Genomic DNA, 26,405 nt, shown 5'->3' on the forward strand with positions numbered 1-26,405 from the left:
CATACGATGACCCTTTATCAACGCCTACAGCAAGAAACCCAAGCAGCACGCCACTATTTGGTCACATCGCCCATTATTGAACGTTGTTTTCATGGCACCATTACCCTTAACGACTACTTAGCTTTTCTGACGCAAGCTTATCATCATGTCAAACATACGGTGCCCTTGTTAATGGCGACGGGCAGCCGCCTTCCCGAAGAGAAAGAGTGGCTGCGTGAGGCCGTGGGGGAATACATCGAAGAAGAAATGGGACATCAAGAATGGATTCTTAACGACATCGCGGCCGCTGGCGGCGATAAAAACGCGGCCCGTCATAGCCAACCCAATGCATCCACAGAATTAATGGTAGCCTATGCTTACGACGCGATTCAGCGGCGTAACCCGTTGCGCTTTTTCGGCATGGTATTCGTACTGGAAGGAACAAGCATTGCCTTAGCGGATAATGCCGCACAACATATTCAAGATAAGCTAAACTTACCCCCACAAGCGTTTAGTTATTTGCGTTCACATGGATCTCTGGATCAAGAACATATTGTTTTTTTTGAAAATCTCATGAATCAGATTACCGATAAAGAAGAACAAGATATGATCATCCACAGTGCCAATATGTTCTTTACCTTATATGCGAATATTTTTCGCGAAATAGGCCATGTAGATCAGCAGATGAACGCCGAGTCCAAGGAGGCTAAATGAAAAAACAAGGTGTAAAAGGACTCTGGGCACAACAACGCTGCCTATTAACAGGAGCAACAGGCGGCATTGGTCAGGCCATCGCGAAAGAGCTCGCTGACAGAGGCGCCACTTTAATTCTACAAGGCCGCGATAAGCAGCGTTTAGAAACGCTTACCCAGTCCCTTAAGGGTCAACATCATATTCTCGTGGCGGATATCAACCAAGCAGATGACAGAGAAAAAATCCGTCAAACAATGGCAGAGTCTGGCCCCTTCACCATGCTGATTAATAATGCAGGGGTGGGACAATTTTCCCCATTTGAGCAGCTTTCAGAGGAGGAAATCACCCACACTATTAGCACTAACGTGATTTCCCCTATTTTATTGACTCAAGCGCTATTGCCGCTTTTAAACCAACAACAGGCCCATATTGTCAACGTCGGCTCCACCTTTGGCAGTATTGGTTTTGCGGGTCAAGCAACTTACTGCGCCAGCAAATTTGCGATACGCGGTTTCTCTGAAGCCCTCTATCGGGAATTAGCGGATACGAATATCAAGGTGTCCTATTTTGCCCCTCGCGCCACCGCAACAACAATTAACAGTGCAAAAGCCATGGCGATGAATAAACAACTTGGCAACGCCGTTGACTCACCTGAAACGGTTGCCCAAGCGCTTATTATACAGTTGGAAACAGGTAATCCCCGTCAATTCGTTGGTTTCCCTGAACGACTTTTTGTCAAAATTAACGGCTCTTTTCCTAATATTGTAGATAAAGCTCTCTTTAAAAAGCTCTCTGTGATAAAACGTTTCTTAAACACACAATAAGAAGAGGTATGATTATGAAGTCCCTATTTGTTGCCCTTATAACCCTTGGCTTCTTATCCAGCGCTTGGGCTCAAGACAACAACACTCTGCTCGATATTCAACACCAATGGTCCCATATCAATTATCAAATGACAGATAACGATAAAAAGGTTGATGCCTTTAAAGCCTTGGCCACTAAGGTGGAAGCCATGGTAAAAGCAAACCCCAATAATGCCGATGATTATATTTGGTTGGGTATTATTCAAGCCAGTACGGCGCAGGCAAAAGGAGGGCTCGGCGCATTATCTTTCGCGAAAGAAGCCAAGAAAAACCTCGAACATGCCATCAAGATCAACCCCAATGCCTCCGAAGGCAGCGCCTACACTACCTTAGGCGTTTTGTACCATAAAGTACCAGGTTGGCCTATTGGATTTGGCAGCGATAGCAAAGCCAAAGAACTATTACAAAAATCCATCGCGATTAACCCAAAAGGATTGGATAATAACTTCTTCTATGCAGAATTTTTATACGACGATGGCGATTATAAAGAAGCCAAAAAATATCTAGAAATAGCTCAACAAGCGGCCCCAAGAGAAAACCGCCCCGTGGCAGAAGCTGGTCGCCGCAAAGATTTAAACGCCCTCCTAGAGAAGGTAAACAAAAAACTTCAATAGAGAACCCACTATTTAATATATGAAAAGGTGCCTTTGACGGCACCTTTTCATAGAGCAACAACATTCTATATTTAGCAATGATTCTCTATATTTAGACATGATTGAGAATCAAAGTAGAACAATCTCAAAACTCACCGACACAATCCCCTTTTGGTCATGAATTCTCGCTAAAATGCGGCCATCTAAGACGGAAAATTCAAAGGAACTGTCAGTGAAAAAATTACTAATCGCTCTCCTTATAGCTGTTGCAGCCGTGGCTGTCATCACCCCTAAAATAATGGGATCACAATACCAAAAACAATTAACCGATGTGGTCAATGCCATCAATGCCACTCCCCCTTATCATGCCACCATCGTCAGTTCAAAAAATGGCTGGTTTGGTTCTCAAACCACGCTACAAATCGAAGTGGATCTGAAAAAAGTCGATCCAAGCCTAGCTAACGAACTCAAGAAAAGTGATTTTAAAAGCGAGCTCACCCTTCAGGCTCACTATGGCCCCGTTATCATGGATAAGGGATTTAAATTGGCGCTGTTTTCTTTCGATGGTCACATCCAAGGAAACGACCTACGTAACAGCATAAAATGGGACAAAAACACACCGCTGTTCACCCTATCTGGTCTCCAAACCCTTAGTGGAAAACTCACCTTCCAAGATACCATCGCGCCTTTTACCGCAACACTGCCTTCAGAGTCTAAAAGCAATGTTATATTCGGTGGTTACCAAGGTCATGGTAGCTGGGCAAATCACCATCTGACATACGACAGCAAACTAGACCATGCATCCATTCAAGATACTTCAACTCTAGAAGTGAAAGGTTTAACCACCACACTCAACTTCGAGGGAGACCTAAATGACTTGACCTCGGGCGGACTCAAAAACAGTGACATGACAATCAAAATGGCAGAGCTAAGGGTTGACCCGTTATTCACTGCTAAAGGATTGGTTTTCCAAGCCAACAGTCAATTAAACAAGGCCAACCAAGTGGGAAACCTAGCTCTTAAAACCAATATTAACCAGCTTGACTATCAAGATGAAAACGTCTCCGATTTTTCCATGGATGTCACCTTAAACCAATTAAACAATCAGTTCTTTAAAGATTATGTCGCCTTTAACCAACAACTTGACCCAAAAAACACCGCAGATCGAACCCAAGCAATGACCCACTTTATGCACGATCATATTGGTGAATTTTTCAAAACGACCCCAGAACTGGTGATTAATAACGTTAAGGGAACATTACCGAACGGTAAATTCAACGCCCAGTTCGATGGACACCTTACCAATCCCCATGACAAAATGACCTTTGAGCAACTCAGCCAACCTGATTACTGGCTAGCCAATGCTAACGTCAGCACAGCTATCAATGCGGATAAAGCATTAGTCAAAGCCTTAGCCGAATTCGCAATCGAAGATCAACTTGCCGACAACCCCAACATCCACTCACTGACCACACAAGAATACAATCAGTTAGTCAGCCATCAAGCGGACGTGTTGATCAAGCAAGCGATGGATCAAGGAGCCGTGGTAACAAAAGATGGTATGTATCACCTAGATATCAGTGTGAAACAAGGCAAAGCCTTGTTAAACGGCAAACCTTCAACGCTACTTGACGGGCAAAATTAATCTTGTGGTAACGCTTGGAAGCCATGGATGGTAGGCTTTTAAGCGTTACCTAGCCACAACGAGTCTCTATATCGACTCGAAAAATAAAAAGGAGAAGCACTATGAACACCAAGCTCAGTCTTCTATTTGGCGCCTTAGCGTTATCGGGATGCTCTAGCATGCACTCTGAATCTGAAGCCAAACAAAACCTGGTTACCCCTCCTTCATCGCCAGCATTAATAGAACACAGAAGCTGCAACGATAGATATGACTACCATTTAAGCAATCAAGATTTTTCGCGTTTTGATGAAATGGCCCAGCAACTGGCCCATGCTAGTGGCTGTTTTATAAGAACCGATTTAGCCAAGACTGGAGACGTCAAAGTCCATTCAGTCGAAGGAAAAATGTCGATTCTTGAGGCCATAAAAACCGCCATCGCAGGTACCCGACTTCAAGTGGTTCATCACACACCTAAGACTATTACTATCGAGTAGACATTGCTAGAGACCTTTGCTCGATGCGATGGGCAAAGGTCTCGGCGACTATCTCTTCACATGTTCAAGCGCATTGAACAGCATACGCTTGTCAGATCGACTCAAATAACGATTGTTTACGGTTACTTGGAAGCGCTGCCAGTCACTGTTTCGAATAGTGTGTCCCGTTTTTAAATACGCCGACAACTCTTGGTTCAACTCATTATTGAGTTTAATGAGAGCGGGTCGTACGACTTTGTTCAGATCTTTTGGTGTCTGCTTGGTGGTTTTAGTCAATAAATCCGCACGGTAACGATATTGAATGGCTTTAGCAGCGTTAATTTGCGCCCTAGTCAGTCGTTCGACACTTCGGGCATTTAAATGATATTGCTTCGCCGACGCTCCCGCCTTTTTGATCACAATCGCTTCTCTAGGCAGATCTTCAATCGCCTTATGATGCTGTGCTTTATACAAAGCCACATCCTCCATATAGCTCAAGCGCTTATTCATGGTAGCAAAAATAGAGTGGGCAGTTGGTGAGGCAGCAAAGCAAGAAAAAGAAGCAACGGACATCGTGACTAAAATCGTTTTTTTCAACATAACAGACTCTCCGATTAAGTAAAGGCACCATATTAGAGACATTCACACTCGAATAAAGCCTCTTAGCACTATGTTTACACCCGCTCACTTATCTAACATAAAATTTTAAAAAAAAGAAAACAAATCAAATAATGCATTGATATATAAGAAAATTATTTATTGTTAATAAAAGTCAAACATTACAAAAAATAAAATAGAGACCTTTGCACGAAACGCTCTTAAATATGAGAACATTAACCCTCACTCACAACCGATAGACTACCCCAATGGCTTGGAAAAATGTTAAACAGCGTAGCTTAGCCGATGCGATGCTTGTTACACACGACGCAATTAAAGAATTAGATGGACTAAACGAACTCATTAATTGGTCTCGTGTAGAACAGCATTTATCGAAAATCCACACCAGTCCTAAAGGCGAGAAAGCGTGGCCGCCTTTATTTATGTTTAAAGCTCTCTTGCTCCAGTGTTGGTACAACCTGAGTGATCCGCAACTGGAAAAACAGCTCGCGAGGGACTTGTTATTCAGACGTTTTGTTGAGTTAGATTTATCGGAATCCGTTCCAGATCACAGTACATTTTGGCGTTTTCGTCAAACACTTGAAAAGTTGGAGTTAATGGAGACACTGCTGTCAGAGATTAACCAGCAACTGAGTGAGCAAGGCTTATATATCAAAATGGGCGAGGTCAGCATTGTCGATGCCAGTGTGATTGAAGCCAACCGAAATCGCCCAAATAAAGGAAAAGAAGGTGGTTCTACTCAAGATTCTGAAGCAGATTGGAACGTCAAAAATGGCTCAGATGGAAAACGTAAAAGTACCTATGGCTTTAAAGCCCATCTCTGTGTGGATGAAGATGGCTTCATTAAAGCAACAGATTACAGTAAAGGCAGCTCGCACGATTCGAATCACTTTATAGGGTTGCTAACTGGCGATGAATCCTCTGCTTATGCAGACAGCGCTTATCAGAGTGAAAAACATGAACGGTGGCTGGACGACCAGGGTATTGAAAATCGTATAACCAAACGGGCTTATCGAAATCGACCGTTGTCAGAAAAAGAAAAACGGTTTAACCGACTTCATAACGGAGTCCGCAGTACGGTTGAACGAGTCTTTGGTGTATTAAAGCAACACTATGGTATGGCAAAAGCGCGTTACCTTGGGATAGCTCGAAATCGCACACGTTTTGAACTAATGTGTGTTGCCCACAATATCAAACGAGGGTTATCTGTACAGCAGGAAAGTGGCGCCTAAAATAGGGAATTATTGATAAATATTCACTTATCTAGGGACATTTAGGCTTAAATATAAGCTTAAATGTCCCAAAAACGCGCGGTTAGGAAATTTGGTTTGAGTGAAGTCTTACCGTGCAAAAGTCTCAAAATAGTAAAAAAAATGTCGTAAAAATGTCACTACAAACACTTACATTGGCGCCTAAATTCCCCAACCAAAAAGAGCCTAAACGTGAAAAATAAACACTTACGACTGAACATCTTATTCACAGCCTGTGCAATCGGTTTTATCCAACACGCATCTGCCACTGAGCTGAGCTATGAACATCAGTACGAAGATGTAAGCAAAGACAATGTCGATGAAATTGAGCTATCGCACAAATTTGATTCTGGTTTCAAATTAGCAGGAACGCTCAAGTTCAAGCCTCATGAACAAGCCAATGGCGACAGTGGAAAAGCATTTCATGATGATCGCTGGCATGAAAGTAAAATCAGCGCCAGCTATAGCATTCAGTTGAATGATCATTGGCAGCTGACGCCAGGTGTTTCTTGGAGCAGAAAACAAAATGCCTACAAATACAAACCGTCACTTAAACTAAAAACGGCCATTACAGACGATACCCACGCCTCCATTCGTTATCGCAAGGAAATCACGGACGCAAGCGGTAAAGAGACTAAAAAAGTAGATCGTATCGATTTAGGTGTTAGTCACAAAATAGAGGACGTGACACTTGGTTACACCTACACCTACTACCATGGCAACCAAAATCTATTTGATAAAAAGCGAAACGACTATCAGCATGAGATAGAAGCCGCTTATAAATTAACCAAAAGGTTCTCTCCTTATATTGCCGTTAAAAATGAGTCCGTTAGCTCTAAAACTGATCAACGACAAACTGAGTTTGATATCGGTTTTACGCTTAAAATCTAATAGGGAGTTGCTATTGAATAGCCCTTTAGTTTTGCGCTTTATTCCTGGAGAAATGCCATCAAGGAAAGTGTAAAAACCCATAGAAAGATCGAGAAAAGACAAGGGTCGCACCTTGGTAAAAATGTGAGTCTTGTCTTTACATCAAGTTCTTAATGCCCTCTCCACCAAGCTGTTTTAGCAATCAGGTTCTCTCCTGTTTTCCTTACAATGAGACGCGACAAAATACAGTGCTATCCTAGGTAATTTCAGGACCTAGCTTATTCATAGGTCCATCCAATAATCACGGCCATCACTGTATAACGCCAATAGGAAGTTAACGAATGTTCGCTTAAGGATCTAGGCACATCTATAGCATATGCATCTATGTCAGCGCCTAGCATCACTAAGTCCTACCAATAAGCAATGACAAGCTTTGATGGCCTTACACTTCATTACTATTTTAAAACATAAATAAGATCTCTATACCTACCGTTTACTACTATTATGTAGTGTCAAGTGAATTTCGGGAGAAGGAAATGTCGATAAAGCTAAAAGTTTATTTTGGTATACTCTTGTTCGTGATCATTGTTTTAAGTAGCTCAGTCATTGCGCTTTTATCGATTAACAAACTGAATAAAGAAATAAAGTACATCACAGGGAATGCTTGGAATGCTGCTGACGGGACGATGGAAGGAACAATCGGAATACAAGCACAAATCATTGCGCTTGATACATTTATGTCCGGTGAAGTCTCTCTCGAAGAAACCAAAAATAAAGTTTCTGAAACCAACAAGTTCACTTTAGAAGCCCTTGATAGAATGAAAGCATCCGGTTTAATGGATCCTAACGATCTACAAACCCTAGATGACTATCTAGCCACACTAGAAGGCCTAAAAGCGCAAATTTTGTCCGGTGATAAAGACGTCATCTCAAAAACACTCACAAAATTTGATCAGCACGTAACAACATTACTCGACTTTATTGGAAAATTGGAAGAAGCTGGAGACAGTCAAGTTGAGAAACGTGCTGCTGGCTTAGATGCTGTTATTCATGGTGTTGAACTGAATAACTACATCAGTTTAGCCATAATGTTAATCCTTTCTGCTATCATTGCACTGGCAGCAAACCGCCTGATTATTCGACCTTTGCGCCAAATGATAACCGTTTTAGAAGACCTGAATAGCGCCGATGGTAATCTAACGACGCGTCTCAACAGTTCAGGCAAAGATGAAATAGCCGAAGTAGCAAAACATCTAAATGGCTTTATCGACCTTGTTCATTCCATTATTAAACAAGTGTCCTCCACCGTCTCCTCAACACAACACTTTGCGGAGCAAATTGATAACGCCTTACAGCAAGTGGATCGCCTATCGAAACACCAACAGCAAGGCACAAATGAAATATCCAATGCCGTAAACACCATGTCACAGGCGTTAGGTGAAGTCTCTGCCGATGCCAACAAATGTGGCGAAATGGCCGTCGAAGCGACGAGCAATTCAACTAAAGGACAAACCAACCTTTCCCAGACATTGCAATCCCTCCATGCGGTTGTCGATGAAATGGAAAAGGCCTCTTCCGTTGTCTCCACCCTCGAAAACGACGGACAAAATATTGGCAATGTCTTGAATGTTATCCGAGAAATCGCAGAGCAAACTAACTTATTAGCACTAAACGCCGCTATTGAGGCCGCTCGTGCTGGGGAAACGGGTCGCGGCTTTGCTGTCGTTGCAGACGAAGTGCGCAGTCTTGCAAATCGTACCCATGAATCCACTCTTGAAATAGAAACCGTCGTTGAGCGTATCCAAAAAGGCTCAGCAGATGCTGCACAAGTTATGCGCTCATCACAAAAACTCACGGAAGGCGTTGCAGCACAAGCGCAAGAAACCATCGAGATGTTCAACACCATCATGGGCTCGATCAATACGCTTAACCAAACCAACCAACAAATATCACAATCCATTCAAGAACAAAATCAACACGCTGGGGATATTTCCGAGCAAATCGGAGACGTGACGGCAACAGCAGCGTCGAATGTGGAACACACTCAAAAAGCCGTGGACATTAAAAAACGTCTGATTGCAGATGTTAGTAAGCTCAGCGGTTTAGTAGATCGTTTCCGTATCTAAAATAGACGATTCTAAAAAGCACTATTGTTAACCTTTAGCTCCCCTGCCTCTTACTAAAACACAGTAAGGGGCATTTTTTGTTTATAATGACCGTTATTCGCATGGCCCATAAAACGGAACCGTTAAATGGATAAAATTGATAAAAAGATTCTGCGCTTACTGCAACAAGATGGCCGTCTAAGCAACGCTGATTTAGCTGAAAAAGTGAATGTGAGTGCTGCAACCTGCCATCGGCGTACCCATCAGCTGTTTAAAGACGGCTATATCAGCGAAGTTAGGGCTTTGATTGAACCGGAAAAAGTCGAACGCGGTGCATTAGTCTTAGTTGGTGTGGTATTAGATCGCTCGACTCAAGAAAGCTTTGCCACCTTCGAACTCGCCGTCGCGACACTTTCCTTTGTTTTGGACTGTCATCTTGTGGCTGGGGATTTTGACTACTTTCTCAAAGTTCGCGTAAAAGACATTGCCGATTTCAATAAACTGCATAGCGAGCAATTACTCGCTTTACCGAACGTGCGCCAGTTGCGTACGTTTTTTGTGATGAAAGAAGTCAGGGACAACGCCCCCTTAGATTTCTAGGCTTGTCCTTGCCAGCGACATGACGCAAAAAAGGCACCTCATGGATGCCTTGATTATCAATAAACAAAATTCCATTAAGGAAATCTAGGCATTTTCACGAAATCGTGAAATTAACCATTACGATAAATATAACTGTAACCATTGATAGCAGGCACACCGCCTAAATGCGCATAAAGCACCTTTGAGCCCTCGGGGAAGAAGCCTTTTTGCGCCAAATCGATCAAACCTTGCATGGATTTCCCCTCGTAAACAGGGTCCGTCATCATGCCTTCTAAACGCGCAACCAAACGAATCGCCTCGTTGGTTTCATTGGATGGTACACCATAAGCAGGGTAGGCATAATCTTCTTTAATAACGATGTCTTCAGCTGTTATTTCGCGGCCCAATTCCACCAGCTCTGCTGTTTGCTGAGCAATGGTTAATACCTGATCTCGAGTTTGAGCGGGCGTTCCTGATGCATCGATGCCAATCACCTTTTGTGAACGACCATCTTCGGCAAAACCTACCGCCATCCCCGCATGAGTCGACCCGGTTACCGTACAAACCACAATGTAGTCGAATTTAAAGCCAAGCTCTTTTTCCTGCTCACGCACCTCTTCAGCAAAACCGACATAACCCAAACCACCGTATTTATGAACGGACGCTCCGGCAGGAATAGGATAAGGAACGCCGCCTTTGGCTTTCACGTCTTCAATGGCATTTTTCCAACTCTCACGAATACCAATATCAAAACCTTCATCCACCAGGTCAATCTCAGCCCCCATAACACGGCTCATCAAGATGTTACCAACGCGGTCATACACGGCATCTTCAAATGGTACCCAGCTTTCTTGGACCAAACGACATTTCATACCAATCTTGGCGGCTGTCGCCGTAACCAAACGAGTATGATTCGATTGCACACCACCAATACTTACTAGTGTATCCGCACCCGAGGCTATCGCATCTGGTACGATGTATTCCAATTTACGCAGTTTATTTCCTCCAAGGGCAAGACCAGAATTACAGTCTTCGCGCTTAGCATAGACCTCAATATTACCGAGATGTTCAGAAAGGCGGCTTAGTTTTTCGATAGGCGTAGGGCCAAATGTCAGCGGGTAACGTTCAAATTTTTGTAAGTTCATAATAGTCATTCCTTAGTGAGTGAAGCTGTAACCAGACTACCGAAACCAAGATGAAATGTGCTTTCTAATTTTGATTTTTATTGACCTTAAAAACATTAAAAAATCGAAATAATGAGATATAAATTCATAAAAACATAAAATATAGAAATATTCTTTCATTAAAAACTCACCCCTAAAAAACGGCTCATTGAGCCACTTTTCCTCCTATAGACGGAACAAAAAAATGCCGTTAACGCATCCTATTTATGCGTTAACGGCATTCCAAAACACGCGATTAAAGCGCTAACCTATTAAGTCACAGCAAGAGCCCAAGCAGGATCCGCAATCATCATAATCGCCTCGACTTCTAGTTCGGCATTCATGGGTAAAGCCGCTACCGAAATCACCGCTCTGGCAGGCAATGGATCTTGAAAGTGCTTTACCATCTCACGGTTAAATTCCGCTAAATTTGCCATGTTTTTTAGGTAAATGGTGAGCTTCACCACATCGCTAAGCGAGCCACCAGATGCCTTTGCAATATTCTCTAAGTTACGAAATACTTGGGCGGTTTGTTCTGCGATCGAACCGTCTAGTAAGGTATTGGATTCAACCAGCAATGGAATTTGTCCTGACAAGAACACCCAGCTGCCAGATTTTATCGCCTGGGAACAGATCTTTGATTCCGACGGGGCCAACTTGGTTTCAATTGAATGCAGCATTATGTCTCTCCTATAGTAGCCTGTGATTCATTAGGGTAAAAGCAACACACTTTTCGCCACCGCTTGAGCCCTAGGCACAAATGTGTCTAATAAACACAGCTCTCCATCCGTATGCATTTTGGCCCCCACTGGGCCCGTTCCAAATAAGGTCGGAACCCCCATTGAGGAAGTAAATCCAGCATCAGAACACCCACCAGTAAACTCCCCTTTAACAGAAAACCCTAAGGTTTCTGCTTGTTGTTGATAATGCGCTAATAACGCTTCACTCATCCTTGCTTCAAACGGATGAAATGCGGCTAACAAACGCATGGATGCGGTCACCCCTTGGAGTCTAGGTCTATCGACAATCTCCTGAATCGCCGCTATGGCTTCTGTCATTTGCTCTTTGGTTATGTAGCGTAGATCTAGGCGCGCACTTGCTTCGGGGGCAACGGTGTTAGAGGAGATACCACCGCTGATTAATCCTACGTTTGTCGTCACGCCACAGTCATAATCCGTCAGTCCATGAAGATCGGTGATAATCAAAGCCAAGCCGGCAATGGCACTGGCACCATCGGCATGGTTAACACCAGAATGCGCGGCTTTGCCTTTGACTAAGATGTCAAAGCTCGCACCGCCTTTTCGGGCGGATACCACATTACCGCTGATTCGACCAGGTTCGGCATTGAACACCGCTTTCGCTCCCTTCACCATCCGCTGAATCACATGGTGACCTTCTGGCGAGCCAATCTCTTCATCTCCCGTAAATAAGCCGATGACAGGGCAAGGCAGCTCGCCAATATCAGAGTGAGTCAATAAATACTGCAACCCTTTTAAGACAAAGCAGTTCAGCACCAAACCAGACTTCATATCGGCCACCCCAGGACCAAACGCGGTCATCCCCTCTCGACTAAAACCTCGCGTTGCAACGGTACCTTTTGGAAACACTGTATCTCGGTGACCCATAAGATAAATAGCGGGTAACGGATCGTTCTTATCGCAACCTGAGTCAATACGCGCTTCTAAAACATCCCCTGAGTTCACCGATGTATGCCAACGACATTCAATACCGTCCGCTTCCAACCAAGAAGCGATCAAACGGCCTGCGGCATCAACCCCCTCTTTGTCATAGCTATTCGAATCGATCTCTACCAATGCTTGCAAACAATGAATCATCTTCTCCTCTTGTGTGGCTAGCCATTCACACAAGAGATCCGCATAAGGTAGCAGCGCCTTATCTGTGATCATTTTGTTCTCCTTAACGTTTTGCATGAATCGATGCACCTTGCTCGGATAAATCCCAAAACAGCCCGGTCATAATCTGTAAGGCTTCACGGCACACTGGCGCCAGCACATGTTCATTCGGCGCGTGTTGACTACAGGCGGGGTAGGAATGAGGCACCCACACGGTTGGTAAGTTAAGAATATTGGCAAAAACATCGTTTGGTAATGAACCGCCTAAGTTAGGTAATAACACAGGCTTCTTACCCGTCGTCTGAGCCAGCGACCCCAACGCCCAATCCACCCAAGGATCTTCAGGGTCAAGGCGTGTGGCTTCCATAATATCCTTGCTGGCAATAACCTCCACATCTGAAAAACCGTGATGATCAAGATGCTCACGGATGTGCTTTAGAAAGTTTTTACTGTCGCTTTCTACCACAAAGCGCAACTGACAATGGGCACTGGCGTAACCTGGAATGGCATTCACAGGCATATCAGGATTACCCGTTTTGCATGCCAACATTTCCAACGTATTCCAAGCAAACACGCGCTCGGCTGGCGTTAAATCTGGCTCTCCCCAATTTGTATCAATCACCGGGCTGTTCGCGCCCTCGCCCACAGGAATATCTTTAAGCGCTTGGCGCACCGATTCGGGTAAACGGGCCGGTAACAAACCTTTAACCAAAATTTTACCTTTGGCATCCACCATGGACGCCCAAGCATGGGCCAAACGCGTCCCCGCGTTACTCAATAATCCCCCCCAATTGCCGGAATGATGCGCCCCATCACGCAACGTCACTTGCAAATCAAAATTAAACCCACCTCGGGACCCAAGAAAAATGGTCGGATGATCCGCGCTTAGTCTCGGACCATCGGAGGCAATAAATAGATCCGCAGCAAGAGTTTCTTTATGGATATCACACAATTCCGCCAAGCCCGGAGAACCGGCCTCTTCCCCCATTTCTAAAATGACTTTGACGTTAAAGCCCAGCTTGCCTTTTTTCGCCTCTATTACCTGTTTTAAAGCCGCAAAGTTAATGGTGTGTTGGCCTTTATTGTCCGCCGTTCCACGTCCATACCAACGATCACCCTCTACTACTATTTTCCAAGGCGACAACCCCGCTTTCCATTGATCATCGTAACCACGTACGACGTCCCCATGACCATAAGTCAGTAACGTCAGTTGGTCTGGATCCTCTATTCGCTCAGCAATGATAAAAGGCCAGGAACCGGGTTGTTTTGCGTCGGTAACGGGGTTGGCAACAATACGAGATTGAAAACCCAGCGAGGCCAATTCGGGCATAATCATATCTTGTAAATAGACATGTAACTGATCAAAAGCGTCCGGATTTTGGCTTTCACTGTGCACACTAACACGTTGTTCTAACGCCGTGAAAAACGCTCCTGAATCAAAATAAGATTCCGCTCCTTGAATAGTGGATTGACGGCTCATGCTCTCTCCTTGGGTAAAATAAAAACACTAAAAGCGCAACTCAAAAGCACGCAATAAAGCGGACTCAAAAATGACCATAGCAATAAAAATTATGAGGCTTTATCCCATGAACTGGAGTCCAACACCTCGGGGACGCCTAAAGCAGGCTCTGGGGTTAATACAGAAGACAGCAAGGCTTGAGTATAAGGATGTTTGGCATGATGAAATATTTCCTCTCGAGTGCCTTGTTCAACCAGCTTTCCACGGTACATAACAGCGACTCGATCGACTAAATGTTCCACGACTCCCAAGTTATGACTGATAAATAAATAGGTTAAATTCAATTCTTTTTTCAAATCCATCAACAAGTTAAGGATTTGCGCCTGTACCGAGACATCCAGCGCCGAGGTCGGTTCATCGCAAACTAAAATACTGGGTCTTAAAATGAGTGCACGCGCGATGGCAACCCGTTGTCGCTGTCCGCCAGATAACTGACCTGGATATTGCTTTAGTAAACGTTCTGGCAACCCAACCAGGTCGCTGATCTCTTTTACAGCTTTTCTCTGACTATTACTGTCACCCACTTTATGGAGCTGTAACGGTAGACGTATGATTTTTTCAATGGTTTTACGGGGATTCAGTGACGAATAAGGGTCTTGAAAAATAGGTTGTAGCTGACGCGCCATGGCGAGTCGAGAACTTGCCCCTCTGACCTTATCATTCACCAATACATCACCATCGGTTGGTTCCAATAATCCTAGAATCATTTTTGCCAAGGTGCTTTTGCCGCAGCCAGATTCTCCTACCAATCCTAGCGTTTCACCGGGGCGAATACGTAGCGAAATACCATCCACCGCCTTGAGCAAGGTTGGTTCTTTAAAAGCGCCATTTTTCAGATAAAAATGGCGCGACAGATTCGACAATTCCAATGCATAATCTGGCATCACACAGCCTCCTGAAATGACAAGCTAACCTCAGGACAACGCACCTGATGGTCTGCTGAACTCGGCTTAATGGCTAAATTAGGGGTTCGACGCCGGCACTCACTGGTTGATACAGAACAACGATTCTCAAAAGCACAGCCTTTAAGCTCCCCTATCAAACTCGGTACCACCCCAGGGATCGAGACCAAATGACTGCCCGGTTTGGTTTTCCCTGGAATAGGAATGCAATTTAGTAATCCCTGTGTGTAAGGGTGTAATGGATTAGCAAACAACGCTTCAGCGCTGGCCGTTTCCACCACTTGTCCGGCGTACATCACCGCCACACGATCTGCAATGCGTGCAACCACTCCCAGATCATGAGTAATAAAGATAACCGCTGTTCCAAACTCTTGTTGAAGCTCACGAATCAAACGTAATATTTGCGCTTGAATCGTCACGTCTAGCGCCGTGGTTGGCTCGTCGGCAATGATCAAATCGGGCTCGCACATCAGTGCCATAGCAATCATCACCCGCTGACGTAGGCCTCCAGACAGCTGATGTGGGTATTGGTTCAATCGCTTCTCTGGATAAGGCACACCTGCCCTTTCTAGTAAATAAACTGCCCTCTCTTTTGCTTTCTCTCTACTCAACCCCTTGTGCTTAATGATGCCTTCGCACAATTGATTGCCTAAGGTGTAAGAAGGGTTTAAAGACGTCATCGGCTCTTGAAAAATCATCGACATCCGCATACCACGTACTTGGTTGCGCTCTTTTTTCGACAAAGACAACAAGTCCATACCATCGAATTGCATTGCTTCTGCCGTGATCGCGGCGCGCTTGGGCAACAATCCCATCAACGCCATCGATGTCATGGATTTACCACAGCCAGATTCCCCGACAATACACAGCATTTCACCTTGATTGACATGTAGATCAATACCACGCACCGCCCGTAATGTGCCGTTTGCCGTTGGTAAATCTACTTGCAGATTTTTAACCTCTAGTATTCGTTTCATGATTGACTCCTCGTCTCTTAGCTACGGCCTTCCGGTGCATTCATATCCCGCAAGCCATCACCCACGAGATTGATCGCCAATACCAACACCATCAAGGCCACACCAGGAATGGCAATCACCCAAGGCTGGAAAAACATATAGGATTTGCCTTCTGCCACCATCAGTCCCCAAGAGGGCGAAGGCGGTTGCACGCCAATGCCTAAGAATGACAAGGCCGCTTCTAATAAAATGGCATGGGCCATTTCTAAGGTCATCACCACAATTAAGGCACTGAGAATATTCGGTAGCAGCTCACGAATAAGAATATAAGGGGTCGACGCTCCCAATACTTTCGCCGAGGCAATAAACTCCGCATCGCGTAATTGTTGTGTCGTAGAGCGCGCTACAACCGCAAAACGGTCCCATAAAAGCAACCCTAAAAGGACAATTACTGTTTGCAAAGAACCACCAACCAAAGAGGCCATCGCCAGTGCGACCAATACCACTGGTAACGCCAAACGAGTGGTGATGATATAACTGATTACCGCGTCCACACGGCCACCAAAATACCCTGCCAACACACCAAGTGTGGTGCCAATCAGACCAGATATAACCGCTGCAGAAATCCCTATCGTCAACGAAATACGAGCGCCATATAAAAGGCGACTGAGATAGTCCCGCCCCAATTTATCGGTACCAAGAATATGGTTCCAAGTTCCTTTGTCATGCCAAATGGGGGGAATCATACGTTGCGAAACATTTTGCACATAAGGATCATGGGGGGCTAACCAAGGGGCAAAGAGCGCCGCCAAAATAATCACGGCAAGAATGACGGAACCAATCATTAGCCCACGATGTCCCAAAAAGCGATTCATAATGCGCCGCCACTCCGGCACAGCGGGTAACGATGTTATTGACGAGTTGGCAGTAAGTGTCAGGTTGGACATAGAGACCCCCTTAGCGAACACGTAGACGTGGATCAAGCAAAGCGTTGAGCACATCTGCAAAAAAAGTTAACGCGATATAAAACACCGCAATGATCAGAACCACCGCTTGCACAACAGGATAGTCATTGCGGGAAATAGAATCCCAGGCCAGTTGTCCTAACCCTCTTAAAGAAAACACGGACTCTACAATCACGGAACCACCAAGCATAAAACCCAATTCAACCGCCGCCAAAGCAACAACAGGAATGACCGCATTTCTGAGCGCATGCTTTAACACCACCGTCGATTCGTTCAACCCTTTAGAACGTGCGGTGCGGATATAATCAGAATTCAATACTTCTAACATGCCTGTTCGGGTCAAACGCATCATGGCTGGCATGGCGTAGTAACCAAGGCAAATCGCAGGTAACACAAAATGTTGCCATGATAAGTTCCCACCAGCTGGCAGCCAGTGTAAATTCACCGCAAACACAATGATCAAGGTCAGACCGAACCAAAAGCTGGGCATGGCTTGACCTACCACCGCGAAACTTAAAGCAAGACGGTCAATCCAAGTATTTTGTTTAATCGCAGCAATGACCCCAAGCGGAATAGCCACCAAAATAGCTAAGCCCAACGCCAACCCACCTAATGTTAGAGTGATCGGCAAACGTTCGCTAATCAAAGACATCACCGAATCTTGGAAGTAATAAGAGCGGCCGAAATTCAGCTGCACAGCCGAAACCAACCAGTGAAAATACTGCTCCACAATCGGTTGATCTAAACCAAACTCGACACGAATTTTTTCTACCTGCTCAGCCGTGGCATCTGGGCCAGCAATAGACGTCGCTAAATCGCCAGAGAAATGCAGCAATAAAAAACTCACGATGGAGACAGTCAAAGCGACACTTAAAGCAACCAACAAACGACGCGTCACAAACACCCACATAGAAACTCCTCATAAATAACAAACCACTTAGATAAACCATGCCATTACAGGAATTGCCATAAACGACGTGATTGGATGAAATGGTTGCGCCCATCAAAAAGTAAAATGAGCGCCCCCCATCTTATTTCCAAGTTGACTCATAAAAGCGTGGTAATTCATCAGGATAAGGGGTGAAATTCAGGTCACTATCAAACGCATAATTACTAGAATAGGTAAACATGGGTGCCCAATAAGCTTCGTCTGTAATGCGTTTTATTGCGGCACTGTAGTCCTTTTTACGCATGGCAGGATCAACCGTTGTATCACCCTTTTTTAACAAGCTGATCACTTTGGGGTCTTTATTAATATCATCCGCACCACCTTCAAAAAACACACTGGTAGACGCCGAGATGTCATTCACTGAGTAAGATCCCCAGGTTTGGAATGCAATGGGAACCTGTCCTGCACGTTGGGCAGTTCGTAGTGCGGCGTAGGTCATAAAATGCAACTTCGCTTTAATGCCAACAGCAAGTAAATAGCCCTGCATGGCTTCAGCTAAACCGCGTTCACGATAGGCATAAAAATCGGTGGTAAAGCCATTGGGATACCCAGCTTTAGCCAGCAAGGCTTTGGCCTTAGCGGGGTCATAAGGGTATTTTGTGGCCGCAGACACATCACAACCAAATTGACTAGGAAAACAAGGTGTATACAAAGGACGACTACCACCGCGAATAAGTTGATCAGCAAACGCCTTACGATCAATGGCATAATTCACGGCTTCACGAACCAATTTTTTCCTAAATGGCGAATCTTTTAATGAGTCGCTTGTGGTATCCATTGCCAAATAACCGATACGCATGGTTTCACCACTTTTTATCTGGATATTTGGCATGCCTTTCATCTTATCTGCTTGGTCAGAAGGTACTCGCCATACCCAGTCCACAGAGCCTGTTAAAAGCTGTGCAATACGTGCATCAGGATCTGGGATGACCCTAAATTTAATATACTTGATAGCGGGTTTTTTAATGGGCCCGCCAGTAAAGTAGTGATCATTGCGTTCTAAATTGACACCTTGACCGCTTAATATTGCAGTAATTTTATACGGGCCAGTACCGATAGGCGCTTTTGAGTAACCCTTTAAGCCGACTTTTTTATAATACTTTTCAGGATAAATAGGCGTCGGACCAGATAAATATTCTAGTGCCGCAGGAAAGGGCTTTTTAAGGACTAAAACAACGGTGTAATCGTCGATTTTTTTGACATGGTCTATCCAACTAATATTTTGGGCGGTGACAGCTTTTGCTTGCGGGGAATTCATATAATCAAAAGTAAATACCACATCATCAGCGGTAAAAGGGTCACCATTCTGGAATGTCACACCTTTACGTAAATTCAGCAACAGATGCGTGCTGTCCTGCCATTTCCAACTTGTTGCCAAATCCCCTTCGTATTCACCCGTTTTTGGATCCCGATAAATCAGTGTATCCCAAGCTAAATGGGAAAGAATAACCCCTTCCCGCACGTTATTGTGGTAAGGACTGACGTTCTCCGGCTCCGTGTCAGAGGCATAAACAAGAGTATCATCCGCTTTATTTGCCAGGGCAGTAGTGGGCAATACAACGAGCGAACAAATAAATACTGAGCTGAGCAACGAAAAACGCGAGAAGGACTTAAAAAGAGCTGATTTTTTCATCGGTTTTATTCCTTTTGGACGGCTTAACTTAATCTGATCGTATGCAACTTTCATTCACATTAAGTAAAAAAAATCGTTGCCACAATAAAAAAAAATGCAAGGAATCGTTGCCAAAAAGGCATGGCTATGGCGAAATAGAAAAAGCATTAAATCTTCTAAAAAGTCGGTAAAATCCATAAAATTCAGGAAAATCAAGATGAAAGCGGCATTACGTTTACAGGACACAGCTCTTCGCTATTTTTTAGAGGTGGCGAGATACGGATCGATCAGTGAGGCTTCTTTGCACCTAAATGTGGCAGCCAGTGCGATAAGCAGACAAATAAATAGTCTAGAAGATATTCTTGGTACAACCCTTTTCGAACGCCGTCCTCGAGGGATGGAATTGAGTGCTGCTGGGGAAATGCTCGCCGTGTATGCGCGTAAAAATGCACTAGAATCGGACAGGGTCGTATCGGAGATTGCTGCATTAGAGGGCCTAAACCGAGGTCATGTGAAAATCTCTTGCTCGGAGGGTTTTGCCATGGAATTTTTACCTCGTAACATTGCAAATTTTCGCAAAAAGCACCAAGGCATTCATTTTCACATCAATGTCAGCTCACCCGCAGAAGTATCACGACGCGTCAGTCACGGGGATGCCGACATCGGAGTCACGCTAAATTTATCTCCTGCTAAAGACATTAAAGTGGCTTACCGACAACCTTCTCCAGTAGTTGCCGTCTTTCATCCCTCTCACCCTCTGGCCCACAGAAAAACCGTCACCCTAGCCCAGCTACACCCCTACCCAATTGCCTTACCAGAAGAAAACACCACCGTCAGACAGTTATTTGATATCTGCTGTAGCCGCTTAAACCTGTTATTCGACCCAGTATTGGTCTCCAACAACATGGCGACATTAAACCGCTTTACAACCTACGAGGGCGGCATCCATCTCGCTGGCGAGATCTCCATGCGCCATCAACTGGCGGGTAACGAATTAGTTGCCATCCCCATTCGAGACCGTGGTATGGACATCCGCAACATTGAAGTACAAACCTTATCAGGACGCACCTTACCCGCTGCCGTAAGAGTCTTTTTGGATTACATGATCGAAAAGATGCAGTTTGAAGAAAACATAGAGCCAACAATAGACTAACCACGCCTTAAAGAGCCTAGTCGAGCCAGTCATACACGTCAAAGCAACAGAGCTTGGCCTTTTTGGTAGTAGGTTTTTCTCTCTTCTTGCGGCACCATATCTCCACCAGTGGCCCATATAATGTGCGTCGCTTGTGGCAGTTTATCATCCAGCTGGTGATCAGTAAGATAGCCACGTCCGGCGGTTAATATACGCAGTACACCGCTTACCCCCGCAGCACCTGATGGCTCTACTGGCATGTTTTCAGTGTCCACCAGCATAGCCAAGTGACGATATAGGTTGTCGTCGGCAACGGTATAAACACCACTGAGCAGTGTATCCATCATGGGGCCCACAAAGGCAGAAGGTCGGCCAACGGCTAACCCATCGGCACAGGTTTGGTTATCGATGCCCAACTCTTGTACGGAAATAGCATTATGCAGACCCGTTTCCATACCTAACACCATGCAAGGAGAATGGGTCGGCTCAGCAAAAAAACAATGTACATGATCGCCAAATACCTGCTTTAAACCAAAGGTAATACCACCAGGCGCGCCACCCACACCACAAGGCAAGTAGACAAATAAGGGATGGTTTTCATCAACCATAATCCCCTGCTCGACCAGCTGTTTTTGCAATCGTAACGCGGCCACACTGTAACCCAAAAACAATGACTTGGAATCTTCATCATCAATAAAATATGCCGTATCTTGTCGCATGGCTTCTTGTCGTCCTTGCTCCACTGCCACACCATAATCGGCAGTATGTTCAACGACATTGACGCCTTTGCTCCTCAACAACACTTTTTTCCATTCTCGGGCATCCGACGACATATGAACCGTGACTTCAAAGCCCAATTTAGCGCTCATAATACCGATGCTTAAGCCAAGGTTACCAGTCGATCCAACAATAATTTGATGCTTTGAAAATAAGGCACGAAAACCTTCTGAGTCAAAAAGACGATAGTCATCTCCAGTATGTAACAAGCCATTCGCTAACGCTAAACGCTCGGCATGCAACAAGACTTCATAAATGCCACCACGCGCCTTAATGGAACCAGCAATCGGCAATTGGTTGTCGCATTTCATCCATAAGCGACCCGGTATGTCTAGATTCATCACATCAGACAAGGCAAGTTGCAGAGCCGGCACGGCTCTCAATTCGGACTCGATAATGCCATTCGTGGCAGCCGTTTCGGGAAAGACTTGCGCGAGGTAAGGTGCAAAACGCATTAGTCTATCGGAAGCATCGAGCATGTCTGGCCTATGCAGTGACAACGTAGATTGCACCTCTGCAAAGCGCGCTTTTTTCGGGTTGAACCAAGTGATTTCCTGCAACGCAATAAGCGACTGCACAACAGGGGTATAAATATAGTCAGTCACTTACAGACTCCATTAAAGATCTATAGAAAATTAAAACCCCATAAAACCCTCGGCATGTTTCAGCGCAGGTAAACGGGATAACATGGCGATATCGACTCTTGGACGCGCCAAATCGGGTGTTTTCTCTAACAGGGCTTCTAACGACTTGGCAAACGCCAAGGTAGATAAATCGTCGCCTCGTCGGCCAATAATCTGTAACCCAAACGGCATATGGTTTTTATCTCGACCAACAGGCAGGGTCACAGATGGATGCCCCGTTAAAGTCGAAGCATACGCCATCGCAAGCCAGTGATAATAGCTTTGTGTCGGCTTACCATCAATCTGCTCAGGGTAAAGCTCGTGCCAGTCTCTTGGGCTAATGGTCGTCGTGGGCGCCAGAATAAAATCATACTCTTCAAAAAATATCTGCCATGCACGATACATAAGCGTTTGTTTGTTTAGCGCACTCACTACGTCTAATGCGCTGTATGACTCGCCCTCTTTAATATTCATCAGAATATTTGGGCCCATTTGATCTGGATATTGATGGGACAATTCTCGGTGATGACCGGAAAAGTTAAGCGCCCTTAGCACCGCAAAAATATGATCTGCATTGTCACAGTTAGGGTGGGCCTGGTCACATTTCGCAAAGACCGAGCCAAACTGATCGATTTTTTCTTGAAAGGATTCTTTAATTAGCTTTTCCGTCATAGCAAAACCAAAATTATGGGTAACAGCCACCTTAGCGCTGCTCAAATCAAAGTCAGGCAAGTGTCGATAAGCATCCCCATTGTGCTGCCCAACCCCTTCCACCACAGACACCCAAGGGTCACGGCGATCAGGACGAATCATTTGTGATAACATCAACCCCACATCTTCGACAGAACGCGCCATTGGCCCATTGGTTGGCAATGGAATTAAACCAATCGGCCGACTGTGCCCCGGCACCACACCCGGTGACGGACGAAAGCCAACCACACCACAAAAAGCCGCTGGATTACGCAAGCTGCCCCCCGTGTCGGATCCTGTTGCTAATGGGGTGATGCCGCAGGCCAACGCCACCGCTGAACCGCCAGAAGATCCCGCCGCCGAGCGGGTAACATCAAATGGATTCGCCGTTGCGCCATACACCGCATTGCGTGTATTACCACCAGCACTCCATTCTGGGTTATTGGCTTTGCCCAGTGGCAAAGCCCCTGCTTGGCGTAATTGCGCCACCATAGGATCGTCGGAGGTCGCCATATTGTCTTTGTAAATAGTACTGCCGAACGTCGTTGGGAACCCCGTTAGGTCAACCATGTCTTTCACGCTCAATGGCAGACCATGCAATACCCCCAAGGGTTCCCCTTTATCAATGGCTTGTTGGGCTTGCTTGGCTTGGGCCATAAAATCGTCAGGATCACAAGCAACAATTGCATTCACCGCATGATTGACCAAATTCATTCGAGCAATGCAGCTTTGCGCTAATTCCATAACAGACAATGACTTTTGTGCCATTAAACGGCGCGCTTCAGCTGCGTTAAGATCACATGCTTCCATCCATACCTTCTTAGTGAGTTATCACGGTCATTTATTTGAATAAACAAATGGTAACGTCACACTCAGGCATCGCAAAAGATGAATTTTTAGAAGAGATCATTGCTATTTTAGCAATGCAAAAAAGGCACTAATAAATGATTTTATTAGTGCCTTTTTCAACCTTGTTTCTGAATCGATTAACACATTTCAGCTGATGCTTGTGCCTCTCTGGCGACCCGACGCAACAAGAAGAAAAGCACCACTAAACCAATAACACCAAATACCGCACCCGCCGCGCCAACACTTTGCAAATTAATCCGTTGTATTACTTGGTTGCCAAATAAAGCCCCCGCACCAATACCCAAATTAATAATGCCGGAAAACAACGACATAATAATGTCAGAGGCGTTAGCATCCACATTAAACACGCGCACTTGCATGGCAAGACCAATGGTCATCATGGCCGCGCCCCATAGGATAATCAAAGCGATCATATAGCTACTATGCTGAGCAGCAAAATACAGAAGAGCCGTAGAACAGGTCACGATCACGGTACTACCGATCAACAATTGCTTATTGGCTCGCTCACCAAGATAACCAAATACCACACTGCCGATGATGCCTGCACCACCGAACAAGAGCAGAATCAATGTGGTGAACCCTGCCGAATTATGCCCGACGACTTTTAAAAAAGGCTCGATATAACTGTAAGCGGTGTAATGGGCAGTGAACATCAAAAAGATAAAAAAGTACATGCTCAACAAAATGGGCTTTTTCATCAACTCAGACACTTTACTCAAGCTGCCAGAAAACAAACTCGGTAAACTTGGCAGTAACCGAAATAGCGCGATAATCATCACAAAAGACGCCACAGCAATTGTCGCAAACGTCATGCGCCACCCTAACGACTCACCAATCAAACGACCTAATGGCACACCCAGTACCATAGCGAGTCCTGTTCCCGTCGCCAGCACACTCAAGGCAAAGTTTTTCTTCCCCCAAGGGGCCACCCGAATCGCAATGGAAGCCGTAATAGACCAAAATACGGCATGAGCAAAAGCAATACCAATACGACTGATCAATAAGACCTCAAAACACCAAGCGAAGACAGACAAAATATGGCTGATAAAGAACAACACAAAACTTGCGATCAACAGGGTCTTACGATCCATTTTCCCCGTTAGCAGCATTAAGGGCAGTGACATCAACGCCACAATCCACGCATACACGGTCAGCATCCAACCGGCATGAGCGGGTGTTATCGAAAAATCTTGAGCAATAGACGATAACAATCCCACAGGCACAAACTCTGTGGTATTGACAATAAATGCAGCAACCCCCATTAAGATCACACGCAAGTACTGCGTCTTTTTAGAGGTGTTATCAACCTCAATAGAATCCAAATTCATTTTGACCTGCAAAATAATGAGATAAAAAAGTATCCCTTTTTAAACAACAAGATATATAGAACATTCGATGTTATCCGACGGATGTTCTCGCCGCTTTGCGCTTTGAAAATCGATTTGCCAATAACGCACACACAAAGATTTGCAGCGGATGATAAATCATAATAGGCAGTAACAGCATACCTAGCATAGGGTTTGCACCAAAAATCACTTTTGCCATAGGCACACCCGCAGCAAGGCTTTTTTTCGTACCACAAAATAAGGCGGCGGATTGATCTTCTTCACTGAATTGAAAACGATGACCGAAGAAAGACATGAGTGCGATGATGAAAAGCAATATCAAGGCGCATAGCCCCACCGCGTACAACAAAGTGACTAGGGTAAAATCATGCCAGATACCACGCACAACCGAATCACAAAATGCATTATAGACAATCAGCAAGATCACCCATTTATCCAGTTTCCCAGTGATCGCTTTATGGCGACTCACCCACTGACCGATTAGCGGACGCAGCAGTTGGCCTGCTACCATTGGGGCAAATAATAACAAGGCAATGTGAGCAACGGTGCCACCAAAGTCTGCATGACTACTGGTAAAGCCCATAAATAACTGAACATAAAGTGGCGTGAGAAAAATACCTAACACACTGGATAAAGAAGCATTAAAAATCGCCCCAGGTACATTACCACCCGCAATCGCTGTCATCGCGACAGAAGAAGAAATGGTACTTGGCAAAACCAGTAAATAACAAAAGCCAAACGCCAAAGCTTTGGGTAAAAAGCTCTCAAACCAATGTCCCAATGCAAGCCAAACCAGAGGGTAAATGATGAAGGTAGCGGATTGAATAAACAGGTGAAGTCGCCAGTTACTTAAGCCTTTGCGTATATCACGGGGCGAGAGACCAATACCATGTAAAAAGAAAACGAGGGCAATCCCCCATTGTGTCACTTGGTCCAAGTGCAGCACACCACCACTTGACCCCACCTTAGGCAACAACGCCGCCAAGGCAATTGCTAGCAACATCCCCGCTAAAAACCATTCTTTTTTTATCAACGCGAACAACGTCATCTCCCTCTTTATTACCACAAAAAAGCCGCCCATAGTGTTTTTAAGTAACCATATGTCAGCGTGTTTTTACAAGACGTATTGTCCACTGTCTGAGACAAAACAAAAGCAATAAAAATATGAATATTGCGGACAACATCACACTTTTTCACTTATTCAAGTCGCTGGGAGGACGTTAATACAACCCAGCAGTCATAACGGGCCATGACAATAGCTTCTATGTAACGTAATGCCATGAGCGACGCAAAAACCGCTTGTGTAATCCTGTGTAATTGCCCTTTGAAAGAAACCTTACTAACTTAAGCGTTCAACTGTTGATGACAAGCGGAACGGCTGCCATCCATAAAATAAAAAGG

At 44.9% G+C, this 26,405-nt stretch carries 24 protein-coding genes; 10 read left to right on the forward strand and 14 right to left on the reverse strand.

The annotated features are described in order from the left end of the window. The first annotated feature begins 6 nt into the window (after positions 1-6). The 5 genes from AC0VYI_RS21430 (at position 7) to AC0VYI_RS21450 (ending at position 4,246) form a co-directional block, all read left to right on the forward strand. The gene (locus tag AC0VYI_RS21430) at positions 7-693 is read left to right on the forward strand and encodes a TenA family transcriptional regulator (protein ID WP_199477863.1); all 687 of its coding nucleotides are present in this window, start codon (positions 7-9) and stop codon (positions 691-693) included. Continuing rightward, on the forward strand, positions 690-1,496 hold the full coding sequence (locus tag AC0VYI_RS21435) for an SDR family oxidoreductase (protein ID WP_475445452.1): 807 nt from the start codon (positions 690-692) through the stop codon (positions 1,494-1,496). Before AC0VYI_RS21430 ends, AC0VYI_RS21435 begins: the two co-directional genes overlap by 4 nt. 14 nt (positions 1,497-1,510) lie before the next feature. Beyond that, positions 1,511-2,149 carry a tetratricopeptide repeat protein gene (locus tag AC0VYI_RS21440; protein ID WP_475445454.1) on the forward strand — a complete coding sequence of 213 codons (639 nt, stop codon included), beginning with the start codon at positions 1,511-1,513 and terminating at the stop codon, positions 2,147-2,149. Between the two features lie 211 nt (positions 2,150-2,360). Beyond that, a complete protein-coding gene (locus AC0VYI_RS21445) occupies positions 2,361-3,773 on the forward strand; it encodes a DUF945 family protein (protein WP_475445455.1) in 1,413 nt (470 codons plus the stop codon). Between the two features lie 101 nt (positions 3,774-3,874). Continuing rightward, a complete protein-coding gene (locus tag AC0VYI_RS21450) occupies positions 3,875-4,246 on the forward strand; it encodes a hypothetical protein (protein WP_475445456.1) in 372 nt (123 codons plus the stop codon). 48 nt (positions 4,247-4,294) lie between these two features. Here the strand turns inward: AC0VYI_RS21450 and aroQ are convergent, their stop codons facing one another. Beyond that, positions 4,295-4,825, reverse strand: coding sequence for a gamma subclass chorismate mutase AroQ (gene aroQ / locus AC0VYI_RS21455; protein ID WP_475445457.1), 531 nt, complete (start codon positions 4,823-4,825; stop codon positions 4,295-4,297). A 266-nt stretch (positions 4,826-5,091) separates the two neighbouring features. Here aroQ and AC0VYI_RS21460 point away from each other — a divergent pair, with 266 nt between their 5' ends. From AC0VYI_RS21460 to AC0VYI_RS21475, 4 genes are all read left to right on the forward strand, one after another. After that, positions 5,092-6,075 (forward strand): IS5 family transposase, encoded by a 984-nt coding sequence (locus AC0VYI_RS21460; protein ID WP_475445458.1) that lies wholly within the window; start codon positions 5,092-5,094, stop codon positions 6,073-6,075. Between the two features lie 210 nt (positions 6,076-6,285). Next, positions 6,286-6,984 (forward strand): oligogalacturonate-specific porin KdgM family protein, encoded by a 699-nt coding sequence (locus AC0VYI_RS21465; RefSeq protein WP_475445460.1) that lies wholly within the window; start codon positions 6,286-6,288, stop codon positions 6,982-6,984. Between the two features lie 515 nt (positions 6,985-7,499). Then, positions 7,500-9,089, forward strand: a complete 1,590-nt coding sequence (locus AC0VYI_RS21470) for a methyl-accepting chemotaxis protein (protein WP_475445462.1) — start codon at positions 7,500-7,502, stop codon at positions 9,087-9,089. A gap of 126 nt (positions 9,090-9,215) precedes the next feature. Next, the gene (locus AC0VYI_RS21475) at positions 9,216-9,668 is read left to right on the forward strand and encodes an Lrp/AsnC family transcriptional regulator (protein WP_475445463.1); all 453 of its coding nucleotides are present in this window, start codon (positions 9,216-9,218) and stop codon (positions 9,666-9,668) included. Positions 9,669-9,778: 110 nt separating this feature from the next. Here AC0VYI_RS21475 and AC0VYI_RS21480 read toward each other — a convergent pair whose 3' ends face one another. The 9 genes from AC0VYI_RS21480 to AC0VYI_RS21520 all read right to left on the reverse strand — a co-directional run bounded on the left by AC0VYI_RS21480 (position 9,779) and on the right by AC0VYI_RS21520 (position 19,587). Beyond that, entirely contained in the window at positions 9,779-10,792 is a 1,014-nt protein-coding gene (locus AC0VYI_RS21480; protein WP_067019827.1) for a 1-aminocyclopropane-1-carboxylate deaminase, read from the reverse strand. Between the two features lie 290 nt (positions 10,793-11,082). Further along, on the reverse strand, positions 11,083-11,490 hold the full coding sequence (locus AC0VYI_RS21485) for a Rid family detoxifying hydrolase (RefSeq protein ID WP_475445465.1): 408 nt from the start codon (positions 11,488-11,490) through the stop codon (positions 11,083-11,085). A gap of 30 nt (positions 11,491-11,520) precedes the next feature. Then, the gene (locus AC0VYI_RS21490; protein WP_475445466.1) at positions 11,521-12,717 is read right to left on the reverse strand and encodes a M20 family metallopeptidase; all 1,197 of its coding nucleotides are present in this window, start codon (positions 12,715-12,717) and stop codon (positions 11,521-11,523) included. A gap of 10 nt (positions 12,718-12,727) precedes the next feature. Next, positions 12,728-14,143, reverse strand: a complete 1,416-nt coding sequence (locus tag AC0VYI_RS21495; protein ID WP_475445468.1) for a M20 family metallopeptidase — start codon at positions 14,141-14,143, stop codon at positions 12,728-12,730. Between the two features lie 89 nt (positions 14,144-14,232). Then, positions 14,233-15,066: an ATP-binding cassette domain-containing protein gene (locus AC0VYI_RS21500; protein WP_475445470.1), complete on the reverse strand. Its 834-nt coding sequence runs from the start codon at positions 15,064-15,066 to the stop codon at positions 14,233-14,235. Continuing rightward, positions 15,066-16,061: an ABC transporter ATP-binding protein gene (locus AC0VYI_RS21505; protein ID WP_475445472.1), complete on the reverse strand. Its 996-nt coding sequence runs from the start codon at positions 16,059-16,061 to the stop codon at positions 15,066-15,068. The genes AC0VYI_RS21500 and AC0VYI_RS21505 overlap by 1 nt, the downstream gene beginning before the upstream one ends. A gap of 17 nt (positions 16,062-16,078) precedes the next feature. Then, the gene (locus AC0VYI_RS21510; RefSeq protein WP_199477848.1) at positions 16,079-16,987 is read right to left on the reverse strand and encodes an ABC transporter permease; all 909 of its coding nucleotides are present in this window, start codon (positions 16,985-16,987) and stop codon (positions 16,079-16,081) included. Positions 16,988-16,997: 10 nt separating this feature from the next. After that, positions 16,998-17,915 (reverse strand): ABC transporter permease, encoded by a 918-nt coding sequence (locus tag AC0VYI_RS21515; RefSeq protein WP_475445473.1) that lies wholly within the window; start codon positions 17,913-17,915, stop codon positions 16,998-17,000. 121 nt (positions 17,916-18,036) lie between these two features. Continuing rightward, positions 18,037-19,587, reverse strand: coding sequence for an ABC transporter substrate-binding protein (locus AC0VYI_RS21520; RefSeq protein ID WP_475445475.1), 1,551 nt, complete (start codon positions 19,585-19,587; stop codon positions 18,037-18,039). A 196-nt stretch (positions 19,588-19,783) separates the two neighbouring features. Between AC0VYI_RS21520 and AC0VYI_RS21525 the strand changes: the two genes are divergently transcribed. Continuing rightward, positions 19,784-20,719 (forward strand): LysR family transcriptional regulator, encoded by a 936-nt coding sequence (locus AC0VYI_RS21525; RefSeq protein WP_199477845.1) that lies wholly within the window; start codon positions 19,784-19,786, stop codon positions 20,717-20,719. Between the two features lie 38 nt (positions 20,720-20,757). On the opposite strand, the gene AC0VYI_RS21530 is transcribed toward AC0VYI_RS21525, so the two are convergent. The 4 genes from AC0VYI_RS21530 to AC0VYI_RS21545 form a co-directional block, all read right to left on the reverse strand. After that, positions 20,758-22,080, reverse strand: a complete 1,323-nt coding sequence (locus AC0VYI_RS21530; protein WP_475445476.1) for a D-serine ammonia-lyase — start codon at positions 22,078-22,080, stop codon at positions 20,758-20,760. A gap of 30 nt (positions 22,081-22,110) precedes the next feature. Further along, a complete protein-coding gene (locus AC0VYI_RS21535; protein ID WP_475445478.1) occupies positions 22,111-23,598 on the reverse strand; it encodes an amidase in 1,488 nt (495 codons plus the stop codon). A 176-nt stretch (positions 23,599-23,774) separates the two neighbouring features. After that, positions 23,775-24,986: a sugar transporter gene (locus AC0VYI_RS21540; protein WP_475445480.1), complete on the reverse strand. Its 1,212-nt coding sequence runs from the start codon at positions 24,984-24,986 to the stop codon at positions 23,775-23,777. Between the two features lie 70 nt (positions 24,987-25,056). After that, positions 25,057-26,046 carry a bile acid:sodium symporter family protein gene (locus tag AC0VYI_RS21545; protein ID WP_475445481.1) on the reverse strand — a complete coding sequence of 330 codons (990 nt, stop codon included), beginning with the start codon at positions 26,044-26,046 and terminating at the stop codon, positions 25,057-25,059. Positions 26,047-26,405: the final 359 nt, after the last annotated feature.

The sequence above is a fragment of the Marinomonas sp. 63XJN7_9_ISO-PGPR-S23-217 genome, assembly GCF_056173515.1.

What these genes read in the sequence shown, in the direction of transcription:
- AC0VYI_RS21430 (WP_199477863.1), top strand. Translation starts at nt 7, where the DNA reads ATGACCCTTTATCAACGCCTACAGCAAGAAACCCAAGCAGCACGCCAC.
- AC0VYI_RS21435 (WP_475445452.1), top strand. Translation starts at nt 690, where the DNA reads ATGAAAAAACAAGGTGTAAAAGGACTCTGGGCACAACAACGCTGCCTA.
- AC0VYI_RS21440 (WP_475445454.1), top strand. Translation starts at nt 1,511, where the DNA reads ATGAAGTCCCTATTTGTTGCCCTTATAACCCTTGGCTTCTTATCCAGC.
- AC0VYI_RS21450 (WP_475445456.1), top strand. Translation starts at nt 3,875, where the DNA reads ATGAACACCAAGCTCAGTCTTCTATTTGGCGCCTTAGCGTTATCGGGA.
- aroQ (WP_475445457.1), bottom strand. Translation starts at nt 4,825, where the DNA reads ATGTTGAAAAAAACGATTTTAGTCACGATGTCCGTTGCTTCTTTTTCT.
- AC0VYI_RS21460 (WP_475445458.1), top strand. Translation starts at nt 5,092, where the DNA reads ATGGCTTGGAAAAATGTTAAACAGCGTAGCTTAGCCGATGCGATGCTT.
- AC0VYI_RS21470 (WP_475445462.1), top strand. Translation starts at nt 7,500, where the DNA reads ATGTCGATAAAGCTAAAAGTTTATTTTGGTATACTCTTGTTCGTGATC.
- AC0VYI_RS21475 (WP_475445463.1), top strand. Translation starts at nt 9,216, where the DNA reads ATGGATAAAATTGATAAAAAGATTCTGCGCTTACTGCAACAAGATGGC.
- AC0VYI_RS21480 (WP_067019827.1), bottom strand. Translation starts at nt 10,792, where the DNA reads ATGAACTTACAAAAATTTGAACGTTACCCGCTGACATTTGGCCCTACG.
- AC0VYI_RS21485 (WP_475445465.1), bottom strand. Translation starts at nt 11,490, where the DNA reads ATGCTGCATTCAATTGAAACCAAGTTGGCCCCGTCGGAATCAAAGATC.
- AC0VYI_RS21490 (WP_475445466.1), bottom strand. Translation starts at nt 12,717, where the DNA reads ATGATCACAGATAAGGCGCTGCTACCTTATGCGGATCTCTTGTGTGAA.
- AC0VYI_RS21495 (WP_475445468.1), bottom strand. Translation starts at nt 14,143, where the DNA reads ATGAGCCGTCAATCCACTATTCAAGGAGCGGAATCTTATTTTGATTCA.
- AC0VYI_RS21500 (WP_475445470.1), bottom strand. Translation starts at nt 15,066, where the DNA reads ATGCCAGATTATGCATTGGAATTGTCGAATCTGTCGCGCCATTTTTAT.
- AC0VYI_RS21505 (WP_475445472.1), bottom strand. Translation starts at nt 16,061, where the DNA reads ATGAAACGAATACTAGAGGTTAAAAATCTGCAAGTAGATTTACCAACG.
- AC0VYI_RS21510 (WP_199477848.1), bottom strand. Translation starts at nt 16,987, where the DNA reads ATGTCCAACCTGACACTTACTGCCAACTCGTCAATAACATCGTTACCC.
- AC0VYI_RS21515 (WP_475445473.1), bottom strand. Translation starts at nt 17,915, where the DNA reads ATGTGGGTGTTTGTGACGCGTCGTTTGTTGGTTGCTTTAAGTGTCGCT.
- AC0VYI_RS21520 (WP_475445475.1), bottom strand. Translation starts at nt 19,587, where the DNA reads ATGAAAAAATCAGCTCTTTTTAAGTCCTTCTCGCGTTTTTCGTTGCTC.
- AC0VYI_RS21525 (WP_199477845.1), top strand. Translation starts at nt 19,784, where the DNA reads ATGAAAGCGGCATTACGTTTACAGGACACAGCTCTTCGCTATTTTTTA.
- AC0VYI_RS21535 (WP_475445478.1), bottom strand. Translation starts at nt 23,598, where the DNA reads ATGGAAGCATGTGATCTTAACGCAGCTGAAGCGCGCCGTTTAATGGCA.
- AC0VYI_RS21540 (WP_475445480.1), bottom strand. Translation starts at nt 24,986, where the DNA reads ATGAATTTGGATTCTATTGAGGTTGATAACACCTCTAAAAAGACGCAG.